The organism is Micromonospora sp. NPDC049204 (genome assembly GCF_040647935.1).
Classification (GTDB): domain Bacteria; phylum Actinomycetota; class Actinomycetes; order Mycobacteriales; family Micromonosporaceae; genus Micromonospora.
The window spans coordinates 578,446-599,795 of sequence record NZ_JBEZDC010000002.1; the positions used below are offsets into that span (position 1 = coordinate 578,446).

The 21,350-nt window shown below is 70.0% G+C and carries 18 protein-coding genes; 13 read left to right on the top strand and 5 right to left on the bottom strand.

Annotation, left to right across the window (positions count from 1 at the left end; all coding sequences use genetic code 11):
- Positions 1-74 precede the first annotated feature (74 nt).
- The 9 genes from AB0A90_RS05705 to AB0A90_RS05745 all read left to right on the top strand — a co-directional run bounded on the left by AB0A90_RS05705 (position 75) and on the right by AB0A90_RS05745 (position 8,396).
- Positions 75-1,214, top strand: a complete 1,140-nt coding sequence (locus tag AB0A90_RS05705) for a hypothetical protein (RefSeq protein ID WP_357242143.1) — start codon at positions 75-77, stop codon at positions 1,212-1,214.
- Between the two features lie 45 nt (positions 1,215-1,259).
- Positions 1,260-1,799 (top strand): hypothetical protein, encoded by a 540-nt coding sequence (locus AB0A90_RS05710; protein ID WP_357242146.1) that lies wholly within the window; start codon positions 1,260-1,262, stop codon positions 1,797-1,799.
- 58 nt (positions 1,800-1,857) lie between these two features.
- Positions 1,858-3,132, top strand: coding sequence for an RNA polymerase sigma factor (locus AB0A90_RS05715; protein ID WP_357242149.1), 1,275 nt, complete (start codon positions 1,858-1,860; stop codon positions 3,130-3,132).
- Positions 3,133-3,247: 115 nt separating this feature from the next.
- Positions 3,248-3,922 (top strand): DUF998 domain-containing protein, encoded by a 675-nt coding sequence (locus tag AB0A90_RS05720; protein ID WP_357242152.1) that lies wholly within the window; start codon positions 3,248-3,250, stop codon positions 3,920-3,922.
- 34 nt (positions 3,923-3,956) lie between these two features.
- Positions 3,957-4,337, top strand: coding sequence for a YciI family protein (locus AB0A90_RS05725; protein ID WP_357242155.1), 381 nt, complete (start codon positions 3,957-3,959; stop codon positions 4,335-4,337).
- 204 nt (positions 4,338-4,541) lie between these two features.
- Positions 4,542-5,678: an epoxide hydrolase family protein gene (locus tag AB0A90_RS05730; protein ID WP_357242158.1), complete on the top strand. Its 1,137-nt coding sequence runs from the start codon at positions 4,542-4,544 to the stop codon at positions 5,676-5,678.
- Positions 5,679-5,788: 110 nt separating this feature from the next.
- Positions 5,789-6,556: a metalloregulator ArsR/SmtB family transcription factor gene (locus tag AB0A90_RS05735; RefSeq protein ID WP_357242161.1), complete on the top strand. Its 768-nt coding sequence runs from the start codon at positions 5,789-5,791 to the stop codon at positions 6,554-6,556.
- A complete protein-coding gene (locus AB0A90_RS05740; protein ID WP_357242164.1) occupies positions 6,537-6,932 on the top strand; it encodes a VOC family protein in 396 nt (131 codons plus the stop codon). The genes AB0A90_RS05735 and AB0A90_RS05740 overlap by 20 nt, the downstream gene beginning before the upstream one ends.
- 90 nt (positions 6,933-7,022) lie before the next feature.
- Entirely contained in the window at positions 7,023-8,396 is a 1,374-nt protein-coding gene (locus AB0A90_RS05745) for a hypothetical protein (protein WP_357242167.1), read from the top strand.
- Here AB0A90_RS05745 and AB0A90_RS05750 read toward each other — a convergent pair.
- Positions 8,309-8,746: a VOC family protein gene (locus tag AB0A90_RS05750; protein WP_357242170.1), complete on the bottom strand. Its 438-nt coding sequence runs from the start codon at positions 8,744-8,746 to the stop codon at positions 8,309-8,311. The two genes, AB0A90_RS05745 and AB0A90_RS05750, sit on opposite strands and share 88 nt — an antisense overlap.
- Positions 8,747-9,023: 277 nt before the next feature.
- On the opposite strand from AB0A90_RS05750, the gene AB0A90_RS05755 reads away from it, so the two are divergent.
- The 4 genes from AB0A90_RS05755 to AB0A90_RS05770 all read left to right on the top strand — a co-directional run bounded on the left by AB0A90_RS05755 (position 9,024) and on the right by AB0A90_RS05770 (position 15,477).
- Complete coding sequence (locus AB0A90_RS05755) at positions 9,024-10,136, top strand: ricin-type beta-trefoil lectin domain protein (RefSeq protein ID WP_357242172.1); 1,113 nt, start codon at positions 9,024-9,026, stop codon at positions 10,134-10,136.
- On the top strand, positions 10,133-11,386 hold the full coding sequence (locus AB0A90_RS05760) for a cellulose binding domain-containing protein (protein ID WP_357242175.1): 1,254 nt from the start codon (positions 10,133-10,135) through the stop codon (positions 11,384-11,386). Before AB0A90_RS05755 ends, AB0A90_RS05760 begins: the two co-directional genes overlap by 4 nt.
- A 243-nt stretch (positions 11,387-11,629) precedes the next feature.
- A complete protein-coding gene (locus tag AB0A90_RS05765; protein WP_357242178.1) occupies positions 11,630-12,985 on the top strand; it encodes a hypothetical protein in 1,356 nt (451 codons plus the stop codon).
- Positions 12,986-13,377: 392 nt separating this feature from the next.
- Positions 13,378-15,477, top strand: coding sequence for an MMPL family transporter (locus AB0A90_RS05770; protein ID WP_357242181.1), 2,100 nt, complete (start codon positions 13,378-13,380; stop codon positions 15,475-15,477).
- A 67-nt stretch (positions 15,478-15,544) separates the two neighbouring features.
- Here the strand turns inward: AB0A90_RS05770 and AB0A90_RS05775 are convergent, their stop codons facing one another.
- From AB0A90_RS05775 to AB0A90_RS05790, 4 genes are all read right to left on the bottom strand, one after another.
- Complete coding sequence (locus tag AB0A90_RS05775; protein ID WP_357242184.1) at positions 15,545-18,631, bottom strand: DUF3427 domain-containing protein; 3,087 nt, start codon at positions 18,629-18,631, stop codon at positions 15,545-15,547.
- On the bottom strand, positions 18,631-19,158 hold the full coding sequence (locus AB0A90_RS05780) for a macro domain-containing protein (RefSeq protein ID WP_357242187.1): 528 nt from the start codon (positions 19,156-19,158) through the stop codon (positions 18,631-18,633). Before AB0A90_RS05780 ends, AB0A90_RS05775 begins: the two co-directional genes overlap by 1 nt.
- 153 nt (positions 19,159-19,311) lie before the next feature.
- Complete coding sequence (locus AB0A90_RS05785) at positions 19,312-19,872, bottom strand: GNAT family N-acetyltransferase (RefSeq protein WP_357242190.1); 561 nt, start codon at positions 19,870-19,872, stop codon at positions 19,312-19,314.
- Positions 19,869-21,278 (bottom strand): hypothetical protein, encoded by a 1,410-nt coding sequence (locus AB0A90_RS05790; protein WP_357242193.1) that lies wholly within the window; start codon positions 21,276-21,278, stop codon positions 19,869-19,871. Before AB0A90_RS05790 ends, AB0A90_RS05785 begins: the two co-directional genes overlap by 4 nt.
- Positions 21,279-21,350 lie beyond the last annotated feature (72 nt).

Consider the following 21,350-nt stretch of genomic DNA (forward strand, 5'->3'; position numbering starts at 1 on the left):
TGTCCGGGTGCCACGCCGCGTCTGTTGAACGGGGAGACACCCAGATTGGTGGCCTACGCGGCGAAGGAGTCGGCGTGGCAAAGACTGATTCAACGGGTTCCACCTGGCGGTACCGGTGGGCGCACCGGCAGAACGTGCGGCGGGTCAGCACGTTCCGGGGCGCCGAGACGGCCTGGCGGCGACGTGCCGACGAGCTGCGGCGACTGCGCGCTCTCGCCGCCGACTTCCAGGGCTCCGCCGCGGCCGGCGACGGCCTGCCCCTGGAGTTGACCGCCGACGAGGCGGTGCTGTGGGTGCTGCCCGCCGCGCAACTGGTCGAGGTACGGCACACCCCGGTGCTGCCCGCCCCGGACCTCACGGTCGCCCCGCCGACCGGACCACTACGCCCGCGCCGCCCGGACGGCGTACGCGTCACCGACACCGGCATGGCCGTGATCACCAGCCGTCGCCTGGTGCTGCTCGGCGGACGCGGCCGGCGCGACTGGGCGTACGGCCGGATGACCGGCCTGGCCCACGACCCCGCGTCGCCGGTCACGTTGATCCAGGTGCTGGACCGGCGGACGACCGCCGGGTTGCTGCTGCCCATCGACGCGGCGCCGGACTTCCGGTTCAAGCTGACCCTGGCCTTCGCCGACGCGATCGAACAGCGCGCCGCGGTGCTCGACCAACTCGACGAGATGATCGCCGAGCACGCCCAGCTCAAGCCGTTCCGGCCGGCCGTGGCCACCCCGGCGCAGGCCCGGCTCACGTCGTTCGTACCCGGTGGTCGCCGGACCATCGCGGTGGCGGCCGCGCTGGCGTTGCTGGTGCCGGCGGCGCTCATCGAGTCGAATCCGTCCGACCCGACCGGCGGCCCGGAGGTCGCCGCCGCCGCAACCCCCAGCGCGGAGCCCCTGCTGATCCGCCCGGCAGCCCCGGCGCTCACCCGCGTCACCCCACCGCCGAAGCCGACGACGTCGCCACGCTCGGCGCCCCGCACGACCGCCGACCCGCGTTGCGGGGCGCCGGAGAACCCCCTGGGGTACGGCTTCTGCGGCGGTACCCGGATCCGTCGGCCCGCCCCGGAGGTGTGCGACTGGTTCGACTGCGTGCCGCAGTTCTGGGCCGGGCGGGGTTACCTCGTGCAGTGTCGCGACGGTTCGGTCAGCCTGGCCGGTGGCGGAGCGAAAGCGTGCGGCGAGCACCGTGGGGTGCGGCGAACCATCACGAAGTGACCGATTTGGGAGTTAAAGTCTGCTTCGGTCGGTCACAATTGCCGAGTGGAGATCAGGTCTGACGATGGCGCGCGGGTGCGGATACGCCCCGTCGGCTACCAGCCTGGCATCGACCCGCCCGACGACCCCGACCGGGCCGCGCCCGGCTGGCACGACTGGCTGCTCATCGAGGTGGACGCCCGTACCGCCGACGGCCAGACCTGGTCGCACCACTACCCGAGCCTGATGGTCGAGGAAGCCCGCGCGTTCGGCGGCTGGCTGCGCGGGCAGGCCACCTCGGCGCTCGAATCGAACGCGCCACCGGCGATGGTCAGTTTCACCGAACCCAACCTGGCCCTCCGCTCCCGGGTGCTCCGCCGCCGCCGGCTGGAGCTGATCGTGGAGTTCTCCGCCGAGTCGCTACCGCCGTGGATGCGCCGCCCGTCCGGCGCGATCTACCCGTTGCTGCTCACCGTCTCGGCGGACGCCCTCGCGGCAGCCGCCGAGCAGTGGGCCGAGCACTGCGCGGCGTACCCGCCGCGGATCCGGTCGAGGTTCCCCACCGAGAACCCCGGGTCGGTGCACCATCCGCGCCGCGCGGGCTGAACGGCTCACCACGCGTTGTCCTTGTGGAGCCGGTAACGCCCTGCTCTGATGTGCGGTCATGGGTGCTGAGCAGGTCCACCGCACGGTGGAAGCGGTGTGGCGAATCGAATCCGGACGGGTCGTCGCCGCCCTGGCCGGGCTGGTCCGCGACATTGGCTGGGCCGAGGAGTTGGCCCAGGACGCCCTGGTCGCCGCGCTGGAGCAGTGGCCGCGCGACGGCGTACCGGCCAACCCGGGCGCGTGGCTGACCACCGTCGGCAAACGGCGGGCGATCGACGCGCTGCGCCGGCGGAGCCTGCTGGAACGTCGGGTGGCCGACCTCGGGCGCGACCTCGACGACGAGCGGTTCACCCCCGACTTCGACGCCGCGTTCGAGGAACGCATCGACGACGACCTCCTGCGGCTGGTGTTCACGGCCTGCCACCCGCTGCTGTCACCACAGGCGCGCGCGGCACTGACCCTGCGGGTGTTGGGCGGGCTGAAGACCGAGGAGATCGCCCGGGCATTCCTGGTGGCGGAGACGACCGTCGCGCAGCGCATCACCCGGGCCAAGAAGACGCTCGCCGAGGCGAAGGTGCCGTTCGAGGTGCCCGGCGTGGCCGAGCGCGGCGAACGGCTCGCCTCCGTGCTGGAGGTCATCTACCTGATCTTCAACGAGGGCTACTCCGCGACGGCCGGCGACGACTGGATGCGCCCGGCGCTCTGCGCGGACGCGCTGCGGCTGGCCCGCCTCGTGCAGGAGCTGATGCCCGAGGAGCCGGAGGTGCACGGGCTGGCCGCGCTGCTGGAGATCCAGGCGTCGCGGACCGCCGCCCGGGTCGACGCCGACGGCGAGCCGATCCTGCTGCTGGAGCAGGACCGGGGGCGCTGGGACCGGCTGCTGATCCGTCGTGGCCTCACCGCGCTCGGCCGGGCCAGAGCGGCGAACGGCCCACCCGGCCCGTACACCCTCCAGGCGGAGATCGCGGCCTGCCACGCGCGCGCGGCTACCCCGCAGGAGACCGACTGGGCGCGCATCGCCGCCGGCTACGCGGAGCTGGCCCGGGTCGTACCGTCCCCGGTCGTGGAGCTGAACCGGGCCGTCGCGGTCTCCTTCGCCGACGGCCCGGCCGCCGGTCTGGAACTGGCCCGGGCGCTGGCCGACGAGCCGGCGCTGGCCGGCTACCACCTGCTGCCCAGCGTGCTCGGTGACCTGCTGGCCAAGCTGGGCCGCCACGACGAGGCGCGCGCCGAGTTCGAACGGGCCGCCGAGCTGACCGGCAACGAACGCGAACGCGCGCTGCTGCGCGCCCGCGCGGCCGACTGCGCCCGCGGGGTCACGCCAACCCGGTGAAGAATTCTTCGACAGTCATGTCGTATCCCGCCCCGACCGCTCGACGCGTCAGCGAAAGCCGGCTCGCACCGGCAAGGGGGACCGGCGACCGGCCGGCACGAAGAAGGAGAGCGACATGACGACGACGGCGAAGGCGACGAGCGCGGGGTCCGCGGTGGCGGGCGACGACTCCCGGCGTACGACGACCAGGGCGCTGTTGGCCGGCGGAGCCGCCGCCGGCCCGCTGTTCGTGGTGGTGGCCGCCGCCCAGGTGCTCACCCGCGACGGGTTCGACCTGAGCCGGCAGCCGCTCAGCCTGCTGGCCCTGGGTGACCTGGGTTGGATCCAGATCGCCAACTTCGTGTTGACCGGGCTGCTGGCCCTGGCCGGCGCGGTGGGGCTGCGCCGGACGCTGCGGGGTGAGCCGGGCGGGACGTGGGGTCCGGCGTTGATCGCCGTGCACGGCCTCGGCCTGGTCATCGGCGGGGTGCTGGTCTCGGACCCGAGCATGGGCTGGCCGGCCGGCGCGCCGGAGGGCACGCCCGACACGGTGAGCTGGCACGCCATCGGTCACGGTGTCGGGGCGGGGCTGGCCTTCGGTTCGCTGCCCATCGCCTGCCTGGTCTTCGCCCGCACCTGGTGGCGGGCCGGGCAGCGTGGTTGGGCCGCCTACTCGCTGGGCAGCGCGACGGCCATTGTCGCGATCCTGGCCTGGCCCGACCAGGACACCCTCAGCATCCGGATGGCGCTCGCCTGTCTCGTCACCTTCGGCTGGCTCACCGCGCTCTGCGCTCGACCGTTCACCCGCTGACCCGTCATTCATCGATCAGGAGAGGAGCGCACCGATGCGCTACATGATGATGCACAAGCTCGACGAGAACCTGCCCGGAGCGTTCAACCCGAGCCCGGAGTTCATGGCCCGGATGGAAGGTTTCATGAAGGAGGTCGCGCAGGCCGGGATCCTGGTCGCCGCCGAGGGGCTCTGCCCGACCGTCACCGACGCCACCCGGATCACCGTGAGCGGCGGCACGACCACCGTCACCGACGGGCCGTTCACCGAGACCAAGGAACTGATCGCCGGGTTCGCGCTCGTCGACGTGCGTTCCCACGAGGAGGCCGTGCAGTGGGGACGGCGGTTCGTCGACGTCTTCGCCGAGACGATCGGCGAGGTGGAGGTGGACATCCGCCGGGTCTACGAGGCTCCCGAGGCCGGCCAGCACGGCTGACCTCGTCGCGCCGCCGCCCGGGTCACCCGGGCGGCGGTCCGACGTTCAGGCCCGGCCGGGGGTATGGGTAGGGTGATCGTCGTCAGCCACGAGAAGGAGGTGAGCCCGGTGACCACCCGACGTCAATCCTGGGCGCTCTTCTCGGCCGTCCCCCTCAGCTGACCACTCGCGTCGGGGAGTGCGCCCTCCTTTCTCGGAGGACACATGTCCATCTCCCCGTTCCGCATCGACGTACCCGATGCGGTCCTCGACGACCTGCGGACCCGACTGGCCCGTACCCGCTTCACCGACCGCAGCGGCCACCGGCCGTGGCAGGGCGGCGTCGACCCCGACTACCTGCGGGACCTGGTGTCCTACTGGCACGACGGGTTCGACTGGCGAGCGCGCGAAGCCGAGCTGAACGCGTACCCCCACCACCTGGCAGTCGTCGGCGGCCGGAAGCTGCACTACCTGCACGTCCGGGCGGCGCGCCCGGCCGGTGCGCCCACGCCGTTGCCGTTGCTGCTGAGCCACGGCTGGCCCAGCAGCTTCGTCGAGATGCTGCCGCTTGTCGACCGCCTGACCGACCCCGATCGGTCCGGCGGCGCGTTCGACGTGGTGGTGCCCTCGCTGCCGGGCTTCGGCTTCTCGGAGGTCCCGGACGAGCCGGTGACCCGGGCGCTCCTCGCCCGGACCCTGCACGAGCTGATGACCGAGGTGCTCGGCTACGAGCGGTACGGTGCTTTCGGCGGCGACGTCGGGGGTGTGGTGACCGGCTGGCTCGGCGCCCTGTACCCGGAGCAGGTCGTCGGCATCCACCTGATCCACCCACCGTTCCCGGCCAGCTTCGACGCCCGTCCACTGTCAACGGCCGAGCAGGCGTACCTGGACGCCGAGGCCGCGTACGACGAGACCGACGGCGGCTACAGCGCCATCATGGGCACCCGCCCGGACACCCTCGCGGCGGCGCTCGCCGACTCACCGGCCGGGCTGGCCGCCTGGCTCGTCGACAAGTACCGGGACTGGACCGACAACCACGGCGACCTGGCGAACAGCGTCGACCGGGACACCCTGCTCACCATCATCACCCTCTACTGGGTGACCGGCTCGATCGGCTCGTCGTTCCGGCAGTACGCCGACTTCGACCACAACACCCCACGACCCATGATCGAAGTGCCGGCGGCGTTCACGGTGAGCACCGAGCCCTCGCAGGCCAACTTCCCGCGCGAGATCGCGGAGCGGGCCTGCACCGACATCCGGCACTGGAGCGAGCCGGGCCGGGGCGGGCACTTCCTGCCGTTGGAGGAGCCGGACCTGTTGGCCGACGAGCTGAGGCGTTTCTTCACCTCGCTGCACGGGTGATGTCCGACGGCGGAGCCGCGCTCAAGACGGCCGGCTCCGCCGCCTGGCCTCGGTCGTGCCCGCCAAGGGGCCTATTACATCAAATCAGTTTGATGTAATGTGCGGCTGTGATGTCAGAGACAGCCGGCACCAGCGCACCGCCCGGGTTCGTGACCGCCGTCGGGCACCCGGTGCGGTGGCGTTTGATCAGCGAGCTGGCCCACAGTGACCTTGCTGTGCACGAGCTGACGGCGCTGCTCGGTCAACCGCAGAACCTCGTCTCCTATCACCTCGGCAAACTGCGCAGGGCCGAGTTGGTGACCGCGCGGCGCAGCAGCGCCGACGGCCGCGACACCTACTATTCGCTCGCCCTGGCCCACTGCGGCGACCTGCTGTCCGGCACCGGCGCTGCCCTGCACCCCGGGCTGCGGCTCACTCCGCCCACGCCGGCCACCGCGGTGACCGGACGAGTGCTGTTCCTGTGCACGGGCAACAGTTCACGGTCGCAGATGGCCGAGGCGCTGCTGCGGGAACGCACCTCCGGCACCGTGGCGGCCTACAGCGCCGGAAGCCAACCCAAGCCGGTCCATCCGCACGCGACAAGCGCCATGGCGGCACGCGGCATCGACCTGACCAAGGCGCTGCCCAAACACGTGGACGAGTTCGCCGGTCAGCGATTTGACGTCGTGATCACCCTGTGCGACCGGGTCAAGGAGGTCTGCCCCGAGTTCCTCGGACAGTCACGGCTCGTGCACTGGAGCATCCCGGACCCGGCCGCCGATCCCGACGGGTTGCCCGCTTTCCAGCGGGTCGCCGACGACCTCGCCCAACGCGTCAGTTTCCTGCTGCACGCACTCGCCGCCCACGAGAGAAGGCATCATGACCAGCCCCATCAATGACAACACCGTGAGCGCGCGCTACCTCGTCGATGACGTCGCCGCCGCGATCGACTTCTACACCACCCACCTCGGCTTCACGTCGGCCCACGCATTCCTGCCCGCTTTCGCCGACGTACGACGCGGCAACCTGCGGCTACTGCTGTCCGGCCCGGACAGTTCCGCAGGGCGGTCCATGCCGGACGGACGCCGTCCGCACCCTGGCGGCTGGAACCGCATCCACCTGATCGTCGCCGACGTCGACACGGAGGTTGCCCGGCTGCGCGCCGCCGGAGTTGCCTTCCGCAGCGACGTCATCGCAGGTCCGGGTGGCCGACAGATCGTCCTGGACGACCCGGCCGGCAACCCCGTCGAACTCTTCGCGCCCGCACCTGCCTGACCTGTCCGTCAATTCTCTCCTTTCGGGCGCAACGGGATGCATCGATCGTGGTTGCGTTCCCTGTCACGTACATGAGCGGTTGTACCGCGCGTGACCGTGACCTCTGTGGCCTGCGCCCCCTGGCGGATCGCCTGGGCCGAGCGCGAGAACGAGCGCCGGCAGCGCGCGTACCGCGACGCCACCGACGCCTGGCTGCGCCGCGACGACCACCTGACCCGGCTCCGCATCGAGGCCGCCGGCTTCCTCGGGTGTACGCAGCCCCGCATCGGCCTACCGGTGGACCTCGACCACGACGAACTCGTCTTCCGCGTCCTTCCCGTCGCCACGCTCGTCGAGGCCGAGGCGCGGCACGTCCCCGGCCTGCCCAGCCCGGGTCCCTGCGACTTCGCCGACACCGTGCACGCGGCACTGCCAGCGGGCCTGCGGGTGCTCGACACCGGGATGGCCGTCGTGACCAGCCGCCGCGTGGCCTTCGCCGGCCGCGAGCATCGGCGCGAGTGGCGGTACGCGGACCTGCTCGGCCCCGCCCACCACCCCGACGTGCCGGTCACCCTGCTGCCCGTAGACGGCCGCGGATCTGCCGAGTCCGCGCGACCTCGGCACCGACTCTCCGGGCTGCTGGTTCCGGCCAGCGCCGTGGTGAACTTCCGCTTCTATCTCACCCTCGCGGCCACCGCCGATCGCGCCGCCGTCAGCGCGCAGGTCGACGCCCTGCTGGCCGCCCACCGACACGCCCGGCCCGCGCCTCCGGTGTCGGCGGCACCCGACGACGCGCCATCGACAGCGGTCCGCCTCGACCGCCGGACCCTCGCCGTCGCCGCCGTCGCGACCGTGGTGTTCGCGACGCTGGCCCCCGGCACCGTGGGACCACAGCAGGCCGGCCCTCTGCGACGGGCGGAAGCGGCGACCATCGCGACGGGTGAGCCGATCGTGCGGAACACCGCGACGCGTACACCTTCCGTCCTGGGGGTGGCGAGCCCGAGCACGCCGGTGCATCCGGTACGGCCTCTGGCGGCCGGTCCGCAGCAGCCCGCCGCGCCGGTCCCGTCCGCCGCTGTGCTGGCTGCGCCGGCCCCCACCACCGTTCCGGTGCCGCTCACCGAGCCGGTGCCAACCACCGTTCCGGTGCCGTTCACCGAGCCGGCACCGACCATCGCGCCCACTCCGTCCAGTGCTCCCGCCCCGTCGGCCAGCGCGACGCCGACGCCAGCTCCGACGCCGACCGACCCGCCCACCGCGGCCTGGCCGGGCTCACCGTCGCCGACCGCGACGCCCGACCCCGCGCTGGTGATGGCGTGCCTGGATTCTCTGCTGCCGCTTGTGGACCGGCTGCTCTGCCCGCCGACCGGCCGTGATGCAGGGCCGATGCGGTCGGGTCAGCTCGTGGCGCCGAAGTCGGGGAGGGTGAGGGAGCCGTCCGGGCCGAGGGTGAAGCCGGGGTTCCAGGCGATCTCCCAGACGTGACCGTCCGGGTCGGCGAAGTAGCCGGCGTAGCCGCCGTAGAACGTCTCCCGCGCCGGCTGGGTCACCTCGGCGCCGGCCTTGCCCGCGGTCGCCATCACCTCGTCGACCTCCGCCCGGGAGCGGACGTTCTGGGCCAGGGTCATGCCGCCGAAGCCGCCGGTGTCCGGGTTGGGGACTCCCGCGTCGGCGGCCAGCTTGTCTCGGCTCCACAGCACCAGGGCCAGGCCGCCCGCCTGGAGGAAGACCGTCTCCTCGACCTCCTGGCCCTGCCAGCCGAGGTGTTCGTAGAAGGCTTTGGCGCGCGCCAGGTCCGAGACGCCGAGGGTGATCAGACTGATCCGCTGCTCCATCCTCGTAACCTAACGCGCCAGCGCCCGGGGGCGCGGCAAGGTAGACCAGAGCAATCCGAGGAATCTACACTCTTCTCTGTTAACGCTCACACTCGTCCCAGTGCTGAGGCAGTGACGCCATGCCGATCTGACGATCGGTGCCCGCCGGGTGAACACCCGGCAGCCGGCGGCTGCTCGGTCCGGCCGGCCCCGCCCCAGACGGTTGCCGGCTGCCCGTGGCGGCCCCACCGGCCGGCCCATGCCCTCGGCCAGCTCGACCAATCCAGGGGAGACAGCTATGCGAACGAGGGCACGATGGCTCGCGACGCTCGCCGCGCTCGGTGTGGTCATCGCCGGCGTGGTGGCACCCACCGGTCCGGCCAGCGCGGAATCCAACGGCGGGGTACGGGTGATGCCGCTCGGCGACTCCATCACCGAGGGCACCCAGGTGCCGGGCGGGTACCGCATCGGGCTCTGGCAGCGTCTCGCCACCAACAGGTACACGGTGGACTTCGTCGGATCGCAGTTCAACGGGCCGGCCAGCCTGGGTGACCACGACCACCAGGGGCATCCCGGCTGGCGCATCGACCAGATCGACGCGAACATCGTCGGCTGGCTGAACACCCAACGACCGCAGACCGTCCTGCTGCACATCGGCACCAACGACATCCTGCAGAACTACAACGTGAGCACCGCGCCGAACCGGCTCTCCAACCTGATCGACAAGATCACCAACACCGCGCCCACCGCCGAGGTGTTCGTGGCGCAGCTCATCCCGCTCTCCAACAGCGGCCAGGAGGCGGCCAACCGCACCTTCAACGCGGCGATCCCCGGCATCGTCCAGAGCAAGGTCAACGCCGGCAAGCGGGTGCACCTGGTCGACATGCACAGCGCCCTCACCACCGCCGACCTGATCGACGGCGTCCACCCCACCGCCGGCGGCTACGACAAGATGGCCGCCCGCTGGTACAGCGCCTTGCAGTCGGTGCCCGGCAGCATCGGCAACCCGGGCAGCGGCGGCGGACAGACCACCACGATCGTGGGCACCCGGTCCGGCAGGTGCGTCGACGTCCCCGGCTACTCCACCACCAACAGCACCCAGCTGAACCTGTGGGACTGCCACGGCGGCACGAACCAGCAGTGGACCTACACGTCCAGCAAGGCGCTCACCGTCTACGGCAACAAGTGCCTCGACGCCGCCGGCAACAGCACCGCCCCGGGCACCCAGGTCACCATCTACGACTGCCACGGCGGCACGAACCAGCAGTGGAACGTCAACGCGAACGGCACGATCACCGGCGTGCAGTCCGGCCTCTGCCTGGACCCGTACAACCAGGGCACCGCCAACGGCACGAAGCTCGTCCTCTGGACCTGCACCGGCCAGGCCAACCAGCAGTTCAGTCGCCGATGAAACAGCCAACACGGTGGCTGACGACCGCGCTCGCGGCGGTCCTCGGCCTGGCGCTGGCGACAACCACCCGGGACGCGGCCGCCGCCGACAGCCCCTACCAACGGGGTCCGGATCCGACCGCGGCCAGCGTCACCGCCACCCGCGGCCCGTTCGCCACCACGCAGGCGACCGTGCCCGCGGGCCACGGCTTCAACGGCGGGTACGTCTACTACCCGACCGACACCAGCCAGGGCACCTGGGGTGCGGTCGCGATCGTGCCCGGCTACTCCGCCCTGTTCGCCAACGAGGAAGCCTGGATGGGTCCCTGGCTGGCGTCCTTCGGGTTCGTGGTGATCGGCATCGAGACCAACAGCCGCACCGACGGCGCCGACGCCCGTGCCACCCAGTTGCTCGCCGCACTGGACTACCTCACCCGCACCAGCCCGATCCGCGACCGGGTCGACGCCAACCGGCTCGGCGTCATGGGCCACTCGGCGGGCGGCGCCGGCACCCTCCTCGCCGCCCTCCGGCGGCCGACCCTGAAGGCGGCGGTCGGCCTCGCGCCAGGTACGCCCGGCAACAACCTGAACATGTCCACCACCCAGGTCCCCACCATGCTCCTGTCGGGACAGAACGACGGCACTGTCACGCCGTCGTACGTGCAGGGCATCTACAACACGCTGCCCGCCGGCGTGGAACACGCCTGGGCGGAGCTGGCCGGCAACGACCACCTCTCGTTCACCAGGCCGAACCCCACCGAGATGCGACTCCTGATCCCCTGGCTCAAGACGTTCCTGGACAACGACACCCGCTACACCCAGTTCCTCTGCCCACTGGCGAACAGCAGCGGCGTTTCGCGGTACAACGCCACCTGCCCCCTGGTGCCGCCGGACGGCCCGCCGGCACCGCCCACGTCCGCGCCGCCCACGTCCACCCCGCCCACCACGGGTACGCCGACCACGCCGCCACCCTCCGGCGCCCCCTGTACCGCGACCTACCGCACAGTCAACTCGTGGTCCGGCGGCTTCCAGGGCGAAGTCACCGTGACCGCAGGCACCGCCCACATCAACGGCTGGACCGTCAGGTGGGAACTGAACAACGGCCAGAGCATCAGCCAGGTCTGGAGCGGCACCCTGAGCACCAGCGGCTCCACCGCAACGGTCCGCAACGTCTCCTACAACGGCTCGCTCGACTCCGGTGCCACGACGAGCTTCGGCTTCCTCGCCTCGGGTACGCCAGCCACCACCTCACCGACCTGCACCAGCCCCTGACCAACCGCAGGACGTAACCGCGAGTCGTGCGGCTCCGATCGGAGCCCACCTGTCGATCGCCGCGCCCCCGGCCAGCGTCATGCGACGCCAGCGTCGAGGGCGCGGCGGCTCGTGCGCCCTTCGGCCCACCGTGGACGGCTGCGGTAGGGCGGGCCGAGCGGTGCGGGACAGCGCCAGCAGGGAGCCCGGTACTAAAATCTCGCCTTGCCGTCAGCATGCGGCTGGCCGACACGGGGAGGTGTCATGCGGCGTCGCCAACTGCTGGCGTCCGGGGTGTTCGCGGCGATGGGGCTCAGTGCTGGGGAGCTGTTGAGAGCTGCCCCGGCCGCCGCCGAACCGGCCTTGCTGAAGAGCGTCGGCGTCCAGCTGCCGGTGGACGACCTGCGGGCGATCGAGCTCGACGAAGCGCGCGGCCGCCTATACATCGCACAGGGGGTTGGTGGCGCACTGCCGCTGGTGGTGACCGATCTCGACGGCCGCCTGCTGTCCCGGGTCACCGCGGTCGCTGACATTTCCGACCTCGTCCTCAGTGCCGACGGACGCTTCCTGTACGCGGCCCAGGGCTTCAACCGGATCATCGCGTTGGATGCCGCCACGCTCACCATCATCGCCAGCTATCCCGCACCCGTCGGCACCCACCTGTACACGGTCGAACCGACTGGCGAGAAGGTCGTCGGCGGGTTCATCGACGCCGGTATCGGCTCCGGCGGTCTGCTGGTCTGGTCCGCGCCCGGAACCTCGCCGGTGGTCTACACCGCGGGTCCCAACTACCATCCGATCATCGACGCCAGCCCCGGCGCGCCCGGTCTCCTCGTCGCCGGCGACACCGGGTACTCGCCCGTCACCACGTATGTCATCGATGTCTCCGGTGACAGCCCGACGATCGTCGCACAGCGGGACTACACCGGCAGCAACCTCATCGACTACGCCGTGAGCCCGGACGGCACCGAAGTGGTGGAGACGGTGGGCAGCCCGTACGAGCACCACTCGTACCGGCTGCCGGATCTCGCCGACGCCAACGTCTATCCGAGCGGCGTCTATCCGCAGGACGCCGCCTGGTCCGGGGACGGCTCGACCGTCGCCATCGGCCGCGCCTCGACCGCCTCCGGTGCCGCCGATGTCTACCTCTACGCCAAGGGCAGCACGGTCCCGACGTACGCCGTCGACTTCCGCAGCGGCGACAGCCTCTGGGAGGGAACGCTGCTGGTTAACCGGGACGGCACCCGGGCCTGGGCGGTCACCTCGACCGATCCCTACCAGGAAACTCAGCTGCTGCACTCCTTCGGGCCGGCGCGCCCGCCGACGCCGCCGGTCACCGACCTGGCCGTCACCGCCCAGTTCGGGGGCGGCAAGGACAAGCAGACCGCGCAGCTCACCGTGACGTGGAGTTCGCCCATCGGTGACGACAACTACTGGTGGATCACCGCGTCGACCAACGGCGGGGCCGAGCGGGAGTTCTGGCGCGGCAAGCTGGACGCCACCGGCAGATACACCCTCACCTACTCGCTGCCGCGCGGCACCACCGTCTTCACGGTCCGGTACCGCGACTACTACCAGTTCTACCCGGACGGCTACGCGACCGCGACGCTGCAACGATGAGCGCGCCGGCGACAGCGCGGGCCAGCTCGGCCGCCGGCCCTGGCCAGTAGGGCAACTCCGGCCCCGGAATTCCCTCGCGGCTACGCCCTGCTGTCGCAGACCTGCACTCTTCAGGCCGGCCAGCAGGGGTACGTGTCGCGGAGCAAGTTCATCGCGGGTGCCCGCGGTGCTCGCGCACCCCGACACCTGAAACTCCCGCCACCCTCGACGGCCAAGCATCCGAAAAGGCTTGGCGGGCGACTGTAGTCTGCACAACGGGTAGCGAAGGCCACCCGGAAGAGTGATGGGGTGCGCGCCCTGGGCGCTCCAGGCCAGACGACTGTGGTGTCGAACGCACGGGGGGAACCATGTTCGAGCGGCTGGGCAAATTCGTTGTGCGCAGAGCGTGGTGGGTGATTGCCGGGTGGGTGGTGGCGGCGGCAGCCATCATCCTCACCACACCATCGCTCAGCGACATCACCTCGGCGGATCAGGAAAGCTTCCTGCCCCGCTCGTACGAGTCCGTGCAGGCTACCGAACTCGGGCAGAAGGCGTTTCCACAGCAGGCCACCGCGACCGCGGTCATCGTGGTCAAGCGCGCCGACGGGCAGAAGCTGACGCCGGCGGACGAGTCGACGGTGGGCAAGCTCGCCCAGGCGCTCAAGGCCAAGAACATCCCGCACACGTCCGGCTACCAAACCGGCCCGCCAGCAGTGGCACCGGACAGGTCGGTGCAGATCGTCAACGTCGGGCTCGACGCCCCCACCCCCGACGACCCGACGCTGCTCGACGCCGTCCGCGATCTGCGAGCGGACATCGGCCCGGAGTTGGCGAACAGTGGACTGACCGCGGGCGTGGCCGGCGACGTGGCGAGCTTCGTCGACAACGAGGACACCTTCAACAACGCCTTCGCCGTGGTCGGCATCGCGACGATCATCCTGATCATCGGACTGATCCTGATCATCTTCCGCAGCCCCATCGCCGCGCTGCTGCCCGTGGTGGTCGTCGGCGTCGTCCTGAGCATCACGACGGGTCTCGTCGCCGCCGCCGGCAAGGCATTCGACCTCAGTGTCAGTCAGGACCTCCAGACGATCCTGTTGATCGTGCTGTTCGGCATCGGCACCGACTACATCCTGTTCCTGCTCTTTCGCTACCGGGAACGGCTGCGCGCAGGCGACGACAAGCGCACCGCGATGATCGTCACCGTCCAGCGGGTCGGCGAGGTCATCACCTCGGCCGCCGGAGCGGTAATCGTCGCGTTCCTCGTGCTGCTCCTCGCCTCCCTGGGCTTCTTCGGCTCGCTCGGCCCGGCGCTCGCGATCGCGGTCGGCGTCATGCTCGTCACCTCGCTCACCCTCGTCCCGGCGGTCGTCTCGCTGCTCGGCCGGTACGTCTTCTGGCCGTCGAAGGCCTGGCAGCGTACGCCCAAGGCCACCATCTCGCACCGGCTCGGCAGCATCGTCGGGCGCCGGCCGGCACTCGTCGCGGCGCTCTCCGGCATCATCCTGGTCGCGCTCGCCGCAGGCGTGCTGAGCTACAAGGCCGACTACGACTTCAGCGCCGGCTTCCCGCAGGACACCGAGTCGGCGAAGGCCGCGCAGGACCTCCAGCGCGGGTTCGCCGCCGGTGCGCTCGCCCCCACCGAGGTCTACCTGACCACCAGTAACGGGTCACAACTGACCGAGCAGCAGGTCAACGAGTTCGCCGCGGCCATAGCGAAAGCCCCGGGTGTGGGCCAGGCACAGCCCCCGGAACGCAGCACCGACCCGAGTGTGGCCCGGGTCAACCTGCTGCTGAACGAGAACCCGGTCTCCAACGAGGCGATCACCCTCGTCCGCGAGGACCTGCGCGATGCCGTGCACGCGTCGGCGCCGCCCGGCACCCGGGCGCTGGTGGGCGGGACCACCGCGATCTTCGCGGACATCAACTCGGCGAACAACCGCGACCTGTCGGTGATCCTGCCGGTCGCAGCCGGCCTGATCGCGCTCATCCTCGCGCTGCTGCTGCGCAGCCTGGTCGCGCCGATCTATCTGGTGATCGTGGTGCTGCTCAACTTCGCCGCGACACTGGGCGCGACCGTCTACCTCTTCCAAGGGCTTCAGGGCGAGCCCGGTGTCACCTTCCAGTTGCCGATCATCCTCTACCTCTTCGTGGTGGCGATCGGGACCGACTACAACATCCTGATGATCGCCCGACTACGCGAGGAAGCGCGGGAGGGCAACGCACCACACGAGGCCGCCGCCATCGGTGTGCAACACGCCGGCCCAACCGTCGCGGCAGCCGGACTGATCCTGGCCGGCACGTTCGCGGTGCTGCTGCTCGCGCCGATCTCCTTCCTTCAGCAGATGGGCTTCGCGGTGGCGATCGGCATCGTGCTGTCGGCGTTCGTCATGTCGATGTTCTTCGTCCCGGCGCTGACCGCGCTGATCGGGCACAAGGCGTGGTGGCCGGGCCACGGGGACGAGCGGCCGGCCGGCGGGCGACACGCCCGCGCCGTCGACCAACCGAGCTAGTCGCACTGCGCCAGCAGGAGGCGAGTCAATTCGACACCGCTGCCCCTGACCCACTCCGGGAGCAGCACTAGGCGGCGATCGTGCGGGCGGTGGCGTAGACGTCGGCGGGTAGGGCGTGGTGAAGCCGCCAGAGAACCCGCATCGGCCGGTCGCCGGTGTGCGACTCGTACGTCATGGTGCCGGCGTAGAGATACGGCGGCGCGCCCAGATCGCGGTCGGCGATCCGGGTCTCCCGAACGAAGAGGTGCACCGTCGAGCCACTCGAGACGTAGCGCTGCCCGGTTGCCGATGCTGCCGAGGTGGTGCTCTGCGACTCCCACTGAAACAGGGTGTCGGTGATGGCCCGGTCGGCGTACATGGTGGTGGGGGAGTAGTGCGCCTCCGACTTGACCAGCGTGACGAAGAACAGGTCAGCGCCGGCGTCGGGCAGCCACTTCACTCCCTCACGCAGCGATCCCGGGTTGGTCATCCCGAAGGCGGCGCAGGCCTCGTTGCGGCTGTAGCGGGCGTGCACCCGCAACGGCACCCCACCCGGAGCGACAGTCGGCGTGACCCGATGGATGCGGTCCCGTAGCACCTCGGCTACCTGCCGCAACTCGGTGCAGCGCGCCGGGTCCTTCCACAGTCCGGTCAACCGCTCGTCGCGCCCGGTCAGGGGCGCGTTCGGCCCCCAGAGGCTGAAGTGCAGCATGTCCAACAGTCGGCCGTTCCCGTCGTACACCTGCTGGCCTGGCGCGGGCGGTCCGGCCGCGACCCGGGTCAGCAGCTCCAGCCGGTCGACGTCGTCGGTGTGCAGCATGCGGCCGATGGCGCGGCCCAGCTCGCGGTCGTCCGGGCCGGGCGCGGACGTCTCGATGCCGGCGAGTCGCCGCAGCCCGGTCCAGCCGCCGATGCTGGCCGAGCGGTACACGTCCTCGATCTCCAGGCCGGTCTCGCGAAGGAACGTCGTCAGGCTGACGTCGCCGAGTTGCCGCAGCTCAGACACCAGACCGGCCTTCGAGGTGGGCAGCGCGTTCTTCAGATTGGCGAGCACCACCTCCTTGGCCACCCGGTCCAGCTCGACGTGGCAGCCGCTCGGCAGGCTGGGGAAGTCGTCGCGGACCGCCTCGGTGATCGCCCGTCGGCTCACCCCGGTCAGGGCACGCCACCGCCTGTCGAAGCGGAAGTTCGCGTGCTGCCCACCGATGAAGTCGAGCACCGTGAGGCAGGGCTTGTCGTCGTCGAGGCGCAGGCCACGGCCGAGCTGTTGCAGGAAGATCGTGGCGCTCTCGGTGGGCCGCAGCATCAGGATCGTGTCGACCATCGGCAGGTCGACGCCCTCGTTGAACAGGTCCACGGTGAAGAGCACCCGCAGCTTGCCGGCCTTGAAGTCCCGCAGTAGCCCCTTCTGCGTCGCGCGGTCCACTCCCGACGTCACCGCCGCCGCCTCGACGCCGTGTTGCCGGAACCAGTCGGCCATGAACTCCGCGTGCCCGATGCTCACGCAGAACCCGAGCGCCCGCATCCGCCCGACGTCCACCTTGTCGCCGACCGCACGCAGCACCGACCGTGCCCGAGCGTGGTTGCCGGTGTAGAGGACGTTGAGTTCCGCCAGGTCGTAACCCTGCCCGCGCTTCCAGGTGACCTGCGACAGGTCAACGTCGTCGTGCAACCCGAAATACTGGAACGGCGCCAACAACTGCCGCTCCAACGCCTCCCACAGGTGCAGCTCAACGGCCGCGCGCCCGTCGAACCACCGGCGCACGTCGCCGCCGTCGGCCCGGTCGGGCGTCGCCGTCAACCCGAGGAGTACGCGGGGACGTAGCCGCTCCAACAGCCGCGCGTACGTCGGCGCCTCCGCGTGGTGGAACTCGTCCACGATCACCATGTCGTACGCCTCGGGGTCGACCTCCCGGCGGTGCAGTGACTGGATGGAGGCGAAGACGTGCTTCCAGCCGTTCGGCCTCTCGCCCGCGACGAGCGTTTCACCGAAGCTGCCGTCCCCCATGACCTGCCGGAACGTCGACAGGCTCTGCCGCAGGATCTGCTCCTGGTGAGCGACGAAGAGCAGCGAGTCCACCCTGTTGTTGCGGTACAGCCGGCGGTAGTCGAGGGCGGCGACCACGGTCTTGCCGGTGCCGGTCGCCATCACGACCAGGTTGCGCCAGCGCCCGTGCACCAGCCGCTCGGCGTCCAGGTCGGCCAGGATCTCGGCCTGATACGGGTACGGGCGCACGTCCAGGTTCGAGATCTCGGTGGGTGCCTGGTCGCGCCGCTCCCCGCTCAACGCGTGCCGCATCCGCTCGGCGTCCCTGGTCGCGTCGTACGTCTCGAACGCCGGGTCGTTCCAGTAGTCCTCGAACGTCGCCGTGAACGTGTCGATGACGTGCGGCTGCTCGATGTTCGAGATGCGGACGTTCCACTCCACGCCGTCCACGAGCGCGGTCTTCGACAGGTTCGACGAGCCGACGTACGCGGTGGTGGTGCCGTTGTTGCGGCGGAACAGCCACGCCTTGGCGTGTAGGCGGGTGGTCCGCGTCTCGAACGACACCTTGACCTCGGCGCCGAGTTCGGTGAGCCGATCCAGCGCTCGTTGGTCGGTGGCACCGAGGTAGGTGGTGGTGATGACGCGGACTCGACCGCCCCTGGCGATCAGCTCGCGGATGGCTGGCTCGACGATGCGCAGGCCGTACCACTTGATGAACGCGCAGAGCAGGTCGACGCTCTCGGCCGACGCCATCTCGTGGTTGACCTCGTGGCCGATGCGGGGCTGGTGGCGGCCGTTGACCAGCAGCGCGCCGGTGGAGAGGGGAGTGGTGGGGCGCTGCGGGAAGGCTGGCAGGGCCGGTGGGGTTGGTGGGGCGGCGATGGCGTGGAGCAGGTGCTTGGCGTCCGTCACCTGGTCCTGGTGTGTTGCCGCTTTTGGGCTGAGGGCGGCGATGGCCTCGGCGATCTGGTTCGCCATCGCGACCTGGTGGTGGAGCTTGTCGTCGCCGCTCGGGACGGCTTGCAGGGCGCGGGCGGCCAGGGTCGCTATGTGGCGGGCGAGAGTGTGGTGCGCGTCGGCGGGGTCGAGCTTGTGGTGTTGGACCAGAGCGGGATCGACATGCTGGAGGCGGTCGGCCAGCTCACGGGTGATCAGGTGCTCGTAGACGCCCCGCTCAAGATCCGTCATTACGGCACGGTATCTCTCTGTGGCTGCGCTGCCGTTCGCCGCGCCGGGGAATTTGACGCCGGGCTGTCGCTTGCACTCTCCGGTGGGAACATCAGGACCCGAACGTCCGGCAGGGCAGCGAAGGCCCGTTCAATCAACGGATTGATCTCGTTCCAGTCGAGACCGCCGTTACCGCAGCCCAGCGCCGGCACTGCTATCGAGGAGATCCCGTGCTCGCGAACAACGCGGACGAGGTCACACAGTCCGTTCTGGACATCTGTCACCTTCGAGCTGGTACGCCAGTGGCCCTTTGTCGGAAAGTTGATCACGTAGCGGCCTGGTCCTGGGCGAGCCGAATCGAAAAAATGCACCTGGCCTAGTTTGATCACTTGGGCCGCACACGCTGCCCGGTAGGCGGCGTAGTTGGCCGGGTAGGCACGCTTGAACTGCAGGGCGATCCCTTTGCCCATCACACCCACGGTGTTGACCGCGTTGACTAAAGCCTCGACATCAGCGGTCAGCAGGTCTCCGTGCGCGGTTATGATCATGGGCGTGCCTCCCTCGTGGTAACTCTTAGTACCAGCTGGGACCGACATCGACGTACGCGGCGATGCCGCCACGACAGTCCGACGGATAGAGCCGCCGCTGAGGAAGCTCCCCGAGTCTTCCCTCAAGCCGTAGAAGAATTTGTGGAATTGCAGCTAGCGGTCCAGACGCGGGCGGAACTCGTCGCTGCGAACCAACACGTCAAAGGTTGGCGCCCTGCCCCAGCTTGGCCGCAGTTTTGTTACTTTTATCCACCCCCAGGATTTGTACGCGATCTGAGCAGCGGCATTATCAGGGCGAACCAGGAGCGTGGTCCGCAGCTCAGTCCGCCGTGCGACCAGTTCATCGTGTAGCGCCCTAGCAATGCCCCGACGGCGCCAGGCAGGACGTATCAGCAGTTCACTGAGGGCAAAGGTTCGCCTACCGTCTTCCTCGGTAAACCCGGGCGGCACTGGCTCGTGGATTCCTTCCCACCACCGGGTATCCGGAGGTAGCGGAAAACCGTAGATGTAGCCGAGGAGGACCCCGTTGACTGTTGCGCTGATCAACTCCCACCCAACTCGCTGCATGTGGAGGTCAAGCTGCCGCCGGTAGCGGTCCTCGCTGTAGAACTCGCCGCCATCCGCGTAGACCTCTAGGTAGAGCTTCACAAGCTGATCTAGGATTTCCTTAGCTTCGAAGGCACTGTAATGGCGCAGTTGCAAACCCTCGATCACGCACTCACCGCCTGATCGTAGGCGTCAACGAACTGGCGGGTTGTCGTGGTTGCTTGCCGTGGTGCCGCCAAATGCCCACGCACCTGTGCGAGATGCTGACTCACTCGCTTCGAGTTGATCTGGCGTACGGCGGGCAGCACGTCCAGAGCGATACGCGCCGCTTCGTTGACGTCGCCCTGCTGGTACGCCGCCTCCGAGAGCCGCACCGCGTAGTAGACCTGGTTCCGTCGATGACTAGGCGAGGGGTTGGCAGTGATCGCGCGCAACGACTGCACAGCGCGCTCGGGCCTGTCGAGGGCGAGGTAGGAGAGCCCTTCGATCCCGTTCAGCTCTTGCTCGTTCACGAAGTGAACGAAGCTCTGGTCATCTTCATGGGCGCCGCGGTCCAGCTCTCGGCGGGCCTTGGTCATTTCGCGGCTGAATCCACTGGCGTCCCTGAACACTGCGTAGGCATGGGCCCTCCGTAGGTGCAGCAACGTGCTGAGTCGAGGCGTGGTCCACCCGGCAGAGATCCGTAGGGCTGCCTCTGCGCAGTGCAGCGACTCGCCAGGCTGATCTTCGCGGATCAACAGCGACAGGTGTGTGAGCGCACGGACTTCCACCTGTGGGTCATCCGCGATTCGGGAACGAGTGATCGCCTCATGCAGGTACGGCCTTGCCTCGGGTCGGCGATCTGCGTCGATGGCGAGCCAGGCGGCCTCGATGGACAGATCAGCCAGGGCGCTCTGGAGCGCGTCACCGACCTCTCGGCTGTAGCTCGCCCGCGCTGCCCAGGCCGACAGCCTGGTGTGCGCTTGCATGGCGACGTCGCAAAGCAGGTCGGCCCCGACGGCCGCGTCGGCCCGCCGGAGATCGTCAACCAGGGAGCTGGCGAGCCGTACCTGTTCCATGCCGATGTTTCCCGGCACCTCAGCAGGCGGCCCGGGGAGCAGGTACGTGTGACCGCCTGCGGCGAGTCCCGCGAGTGCGGCCAGTACGTTGAAGCGTCGACGGTCCGTAGCGCCACCCCCTTGGCTTGGTGCCTGCTCCACGTTAACCGCCTTGGCTGCCCGTTCGCCTCGCTCGACCACCTGATCGTCGCCATGGGCGCTATTTGTCTTGACGCCCACGGACCTCGGCACCGTCCAGCAATGCTCATCGGGAAGGCGGAACCAGAGACTTCCCGGCGGCACCCGAAGAAGCTGTGCCCAATGCGCCAGCCGATCCAGGTGCACCAGCGGCGGCCCGTTTTCCACCCGGCTGAGTTGCGCCTGTGTGATCCCCAGCCACCCGGACACCACGCTCTGCGGCAACGCGACCCGCCCGTGGTACGGATGGCAGCGGTACGCCCGGATCACCCGCCCCAGATGCCGCTCGGCGAGGGCCTGTCGCACCGGCTCGTGTTCCCAGAAGCTCGCCGGCACCACCGGTGGCCTGCTCAACCGGTCCCGTTCGGCGGCCTGGCACGGCGTACACCGGCCGCTGTCGTTGTCCCGGGC